The organism is Microcystis sp. M53603_WE2 (assembly GCF_030065435.1).
Window position 1 is genome coordinate 1 of sequence record NZ_JASJFF010000638.1, and the last position, 5,692, is coordinate 5,692.

At 43.6% G+C, this 5,692-nt stretch carries 9 protein-coding genes; 2 read left to right on the plus strand and 7 right to left on the minus strand.

Annotated features, from left to right (window positions below; translation table 11 throughout):
• Positions 1-245: 245 nt before the first annotated feature.
• Complete coding sequence (locus PX481_RS13565; protein WP_288094745.1) at positions 246-641, minus strand: ACP S-malonyltransferase; 396 nt, start codon at positions 639-641, stop codon at positions 246-248.
• Positions 638-1,012, minus strand: a complete 375-nt coding sequence (locus PX481_RS13570; RefSeq protein WP_002758343.1) for a DUF433 domain-containing protein — start codon at positions 1,010-1,012, stop codon at positions 638-640. Before PX481_RS13570 ends, PX481_RS13565 begins: the two co-directional genes overlap by 4 nt.
• Positions 1,013-1,258: 246 nt before the next feature.
• On the opposite strand from PX481_RS13570, the gene PX481_RS13575 reads away from it, so the two are divergent.
• Positions 1,259-1,384 (plus strand): hypothetical protein, encoded by a 126-nt coding sequence (locus tag PX481_RS13575; RefSeq protein ID WP_274518320.1) that lies wholly within the window; start codon positions 1,259-1,261, stop codon positions 1,382-1,384.
• A 446-nt stretch (positions 1,385-1,830) separates the two neighbouring features.
• A complete protein-coding gene (locus PX481_RS13580) occupies positions 1,831-2,013 on the plus strand; it encodes a hypothetical protein (RefSeq protein ID WP_002758344.1) in 183 nt (60 codons plus the stop codon).
• Positions 2,014-2,588: 575 nt separating this feature from the next.
• On the opposite strand, the gene PX481_RS13585 is transcribed toward PX481_RS13580, so the two are convergent.
• The 5 genes from PX481_RS13585 to PX481_RS13605 all read right to left on the minus strand — a co-directional run.
• Entirely contained in the window at positions 2,589-3,053 is a 465-nt protein-coding gene (locus tag PX481_RS13585; protein ID WP_024969050.1) for a DUF29 domain-containing protein, read from the minus strand.
• Positions 3,054-3,069: 16 nt separating this feature from the next.
• Positions 3,070-3,528, minus strand: a complete 459-nt coding sequence (locus tag PX481_RS13590) for a DUF29 domain-containing protein (protein WP_288023670.1) — start codon at positions 3,526-3,528, stop codon at positions 3,070-3,072.
• Positions 3,529-3,544: 16 nt separating this feature from the next.
• The gene (locus PX481_RS13595) at positions 3,545-4,003 is read right to left on the minus strand and encodes a DUF29 domain-containing protein (protein ID WP_288094746.1); all 459 of its coding nucleotides are present in this window, start codon (positions 4,001-4,003) and stop codon (positions 3,545-3,547) included.
• 43 nt (positions 4,004-4,046) lie between these two features.
• Positions 4,047-5,030 carry a protein-methionine-sulfoxide reductase catalytic subunit MsrP gene (msrP, locus tag PX481_RS13600; protein WP_288094747.1) on the minus strand — a complete coding sequence of 328 codons (984 nt, stop codon included), beginning with the start codon at positions 5,028-5,030 and terminating at the stop codon, positions 4,047-4,049.
• 85 nt (positions 5,031-5,115) lie between these two features.
• The coding region (locus tag PX481_RS13605) for a cytochrome P450 (protein WP_288094748.1) at positions 5,116-5,692 on the minus strand (577 nt) is incomplete at its 5' end.

A 5,692-nucleotide genomic window follows, 5' to 3' on the forward strand; every position in this document is an offset into this window, starting at 1 on the left:
ATTAGGCTCATTCTAGCGATGATTCTTCGATCTGACCGCACCCATTGACAAAAATTTACAATTATTCGACCTTTAGCGATCGCTATCGGGGGATAGTTGTTTTTTGTTACAGCAGTGGGGAGAAGGGAGCGGGTTTTTCAAGTTGGATTGGCAGTTAATCATGCTATTAAAAACCGATTCAGTATAAAGACCCCGTTATGCCGTGTCCCTACAGATAGACTTCAACGGCTCTAGCATTCGGCGCGTCACGGAATAAAAATGCGTCTTGCGCCTCGATAGGTATCAATATCAAGCACAATTTCAACAAGACTTTCAACACACCGACCTCGATATTCGGAATCATTCAAAAGCCGATCAGCATTGCTAACGGTGATCACAGGCAATGACTCTGAGGTATTTTCTTCACGCATGACCTGCTCTAGCGAATCTTTCCCTTTCATACTGCGATTAGCGGTAAGCAAAATCATCTGATTCTCTTGAGCAAGTCGCCAAACCGTCCTGTCATCACTGTTGATCGACAAATCCATCTCTGCAAAGGTGACGAACTGCATCGGGACGATATCAAGCCAGCCCTGAGTTGCGATCGCACCAAAGAAAACCAAGGCATGACCTTTGAGATTGTGATCAATCAAAAAAATCATACTTTCGACTCACGCTTTGCCTTAGCCACTCGAAGCTTTTCCCAAGCAGCCTCGGAGCCTGGCTTAGGTGGTTGCGCAGCAATACGGGCAACTCGCTCACGATTTTGCTCTTCATAATATTGTCGGAGTTCTTCAGCTTCTTTGAGAACTTGCTGGTACTCAGCCTCTACATCCGCACGATGAGCCTCAATATAAGCCAGGGCAGTGTTAATTTGCTCTTCCGTCAGATCAAATAATCCCTGAATGAACTTAGGTGGATATTGAGCAGTCACATAATCCATCACATCGTAGAGGGTGATGCGGGTTCCTGCGATCGTCAGTCCTCGCTCTGTACGAATGATATCAGTTTTTCCATTAGATGCGAGCGTCATAGCTATAGTCTCAGTCTTTCACCATCTCATTCCATATTACCGCATGAAAAAGCAAGGTGAGCAAACGCCCACCCTGACTACTAATTCGCAAGCTCTTTAATCCTCAACCCAGACTTTCAAAATGTATTTCAGCCTCGTTCCTGCATCTAGCCAGTAGTGAACTCCAATATCTGGCAATTCAGTATCACCAGGCCCCGTACTACAAGATCGGCGATCAAATTTAGACCACAGCTTCAATCAATGGGCATGGTGCGTTCCCCAAAATCGATCGCTGGAGCAGTAGGAGCCACATTAGGGAACGCACCCTACGGCGATTGCGTACTGCTACGCAGTGCCTTCGGCATCGCACTGCCATGTCTAGGAGCAAAGTGACGCTCGCGGCATCGGCAGCTGCAACGATCGGTTAGCCAGCGGTTACACAGGTAGCCAGGTATCCCGGTTTGGCAATGGGCCAGCCAACTTGCAGCGGGCAACAGGCGTCAGTGGATCAACGAGACCCTTCGTCTTATCTGACATGATAGAGTTGCCGAAGTTCATAACGTCGCAAGGCAGGACTGACCCGTGCACCCATTCAGAAATCGATCCATGTCGTGAAAAAAGCCGTCGTAACCAGAAAGGTTTACGAAACTTACTTGGTCCGTACTCGGCAATTGAGTTGGCAACGGGAGGATCATCGCCACGTCGGATTCCGACGTTATTGGGACGCTCCGCCTGTGCGTAAAGGGAGTGATCGAATTGCGCCACGGGATGAACGCTTCCATCATGGACGTGGGCAGTCGGGAAGAAAAGGGCCGTTGAATTCCGCGTCCTAAACGACAATGCCATGGGATGGATCCGCATGTCTCCAGATCGAAGCTGAAAGACGGCAAAACCAAAGTCACTGTAAAGCGGCAGCTGTTTCCAAACATCCTCTGGAAGGCGAAATCGAAGATCAAGTCTGTGAAAATCCGCGAGTGCGGGTACGAACGAAGCGTCAAACGCGCCAACTCGATGAACCATGAGATTTCTAGGACTCGCTCTCGCGACAGCGACGCCTTTGCTACGCATTTCCAGCGGCTGCGGGAAGCATCGATCCATGTCGCGAAAAAAGCCGTCGTAACCAGAAAGGTTTACGAAACTTACTTGGTCCGTACTCGGCAATTGAGTTGGCAACGGGAGGATCATCGCCACGTCGGATTCCGACGTTAGGCGCATCTCATACACTAAGTGCTGACGGTCGCCATTCAGGCGAGCGTAGATCTTCGTGTTGGACACCTGTTGAACGTCGTGAGAAAAGATACACATTGGATTGCGTCTGCCTAACTACATATTATGCGGAAACTTTCTGTATAACACTCTATTTAGGCGCAATCGCCAGAACTTTTCCCTATATCACACCCAAAAGCGTGTTAGCCAGATTAGCATATTGCCAAAAACCTTGTTTAACTAAATTTCTGACAATTAGGCTCATTCTAGCAATGATTCTTCGATCTGACCGCACCCCTTGAAAAAAATTTATAATTATTCGACCTTTAGCGATCGCTATCGGGAGATAGTTGTTTTTTGTTAGAGCAGTATGGAGCAGTCTAACTGATGGCTATATTTCCAGATTATCGCCCGCAGGAAACCAATCTTCATCGAGAATTTGTTCAAGGGAACCAATGGGAATAACGGGGAAAGTATCGAGGGGTAATTGAGAGCGGTCACTGGCATTTTTTCGGGCTGAAAGATAACATTCATCAAAAATTTCCAAAAGATAAGGTTTCAGACTAGGACTATCTTTAAGTTCATCTAATATATCGAGACGAAAAGTTCTAATCTCTCCCTTCCAGTGACCTTCGTTTCTCTCTCTTTCTGCCGCCCAATATTTGAGCTTAAGTAAATGTTCTAATAATCGGGTTAACAGACTTTTAATTGTGCGCTTTTCACTCCTTCCCATACTTGCTAATTCCTCTAGTAAATTCTCTAAATCTACCCGCTCAAACTGTCTCGCTTGCAGTTGATTAATAGTAGTTCTAATCCAGAGATAAAAGTCTTCTTCGTACATGGTTTTATTATCCATAATTTACCTCTATATATTACTCGTGGTTATTAGTGGGAAACCAATCTTCATCGAGAATTTGTTCAAGGGAACCAAGAGGAATAGCGGGGAAAGTATCGAGGGGTAATTGAGTTCTAACTTGAGCCTCTTTTCTAGCAAATTGATAGCATTCCTCAAAGATTTCGAGAATATAGGGTTTTAAACTAGGGCTATCTTTAATTTCTTCGATTATTTGTCGGCGAAAGTTGATAATTTCCCCTTTCCAGTGACCCTCATTTCTTGCTCTTTCTCCTGTCCAGTAAGTTAGTTTCAGCAAATGTACCAGCAATTGAATCAAAAGATTTTCGATTTTGCGTTTTTCACTCCTTCCCATACTTGCTAATTCCTCCAGTAAATTATCTAAATCTACCCGCTCAAACTGTCTCGCTTGCAGTTGATTAATAGTAGTTCTAATCCAGAGATAAAAGTCTTGTTCGTACAGGGTTTTATTGTCCATAATTGACCTCTAGATATTACTCATGGTTATTACTGGGAAACCAATCTTCATCGAGAATTTGTTCAAGGGAACCAAGGGGAATAGCGGGGAAAGTATCGAGGGGTAATTGAGAGCGATCACTAGCATCTTTTCTAGCAAATTGATAGCATTCCTCAAAGATTTCCAAAAGATAGGGTTTGAGACTAGGGCTATCTTTAACTTCTTTGATTATTTGTCGGCGAAAGTTTCTAATTTCCCCTTTCCAGTGACCCTCATTTCTAGCTTTTTCTCCTGTCCAGTAGGTTAGTTTCAGCAAATGTACCAGCAATTGAATCAAAAGATTTTCGATTTTGCGTTTTTCACTCCTTCCCATACTTGCTAATTCCTCCAGTAAATTATCTAAATCTACCCGCTCAAACTGTCTGGCTTGCAGTTGATTAATAGTAGTTCTAATCCAGAGATAAAAGTCTTCTTCGTACAGAGTTTTATTTTCCATAAATACTCACTTAAACTAAATAAAACGGGGATAATCATAAAACTTAACTATACAAACTAGCCACATATTCACCGTAGCCATTATAGGGCAGAGTTTCGATAATTTCCCAAGATAAATCACTTCTACTGCCGATAAATTTCTCCGTTGCTTGCGACCAACGGGGATGGGGTTTACTGGGGTTGACATTAGCCTCAAAATCGTATTCGTGAGCGTCAATTGTGTTCCAGTAGGTGGCGGGTTGTTTGGCGGTAAATTCAATTTTTACTATCGATTTTGCTCCTTTAAAACCGTATTTCCAAGGAATAACCATTCGCAAGGGTGCGCCCTGTTGTTTCGGTAAATCATGACCGAAAATTCCCACAGCAAAGAAAGCTAATTCGTTGGCCATTTCTTCAATTCTTAAACCTTCTGTATAGGGCCATGGTAAGGCTCCTAAATGTAATCCTGGCCCCTGGGTAATTTCTGGATTATAAAAGGAAGTAAAACGGACGAATTTAGCTTCTGGTTTTGGTTCCACTGCCGCAATTAAAGCACTCATCGGAAACCCCAGCCAAGGTAAGACCATTGACCAAGCTTCCACACAACGAAAACGATAGATTCTTTCTTCGAGAGGAAAGGTTTTTTTAATAGTATCTATATCGTAGGTCTGGGGATTTTTTACCAATCCTCCCACTTCTACCGTCCAGGGATTCGTCGGTAATTTCTGCGCTTTTAACCAGATATTTTTCCCCCCTCCGAACTCATAAAAATTGTTATATCTCCCCGCTACAGTTTCGGCAGCTATGGGGCGATTTACCGTTAAAAACTGCGGATTCTTGCTGAACCCTTCAATTTTAGGTAATTGTAAACTTTTTTCTAAAGCTTCCGAGGAGGAGGATTTACCACAAGCAGTTAATAATAGGGAACTCCCCGCAATTCCTGCCCCGATTAACCCCTGTAAAAAGCGACGACGGTTAAAATAAACACTTTCGGAAGTAACTTCATTTTCGGAAATTTGCCAGGATTTAGCTAAACGAATTAAGACCATAATTATCCCCAATTTTATTGACAAAAAAGCAGAGTTATGATATGGGATACCACAACTCTGATTGTACAATAGTTTGTCAGTTTTTTTAAGAAATTTCGGCGAGCATCGGGGCAGTAACCAGAGGTTCCCGTCGTCCTTTTAAGACCATGGGAACTCCTCGCGAGGGAGCAAGGGTGACACCGCGACGACTGGGTTTTTCGGGGGTATTATTAACTAGAGTTAACTGATAATTAGCCAAAATTGTGGCGATAGCGATTTTCATCTCGTAGATAGCTAAAACTTCCCCGATACAACGACGCGCCCCACCACCAAAAGGCATATATTCGTAGGGGGTGAATTGTTTTTCTAAAAAGCGTTCTGGTTTAAAAGTATGGGAATCGGGGAAAGTTTGCTCGCGGTGGTGAGCTAGATAAATACAACCCATAATAATTGTCCCTTTTTCTAAAGGATAACCATCTAGTTCTACCGGTTCTTCCACTGCTCGCGGAAAAGTTAACATTGCCACGGGATGAATGCGTAAAGTTTCCGAACAAACTGCCGCAAGATAGGGTAATCGAGTTATATCAATGGGGTTAGGATTATCTCCTAAAGTGGCTATTTCTTGGAGAATTTTTGCTTTAATTTCTGGATAGCGATGAGTCCAGTAGAGCGCCCAAGACATA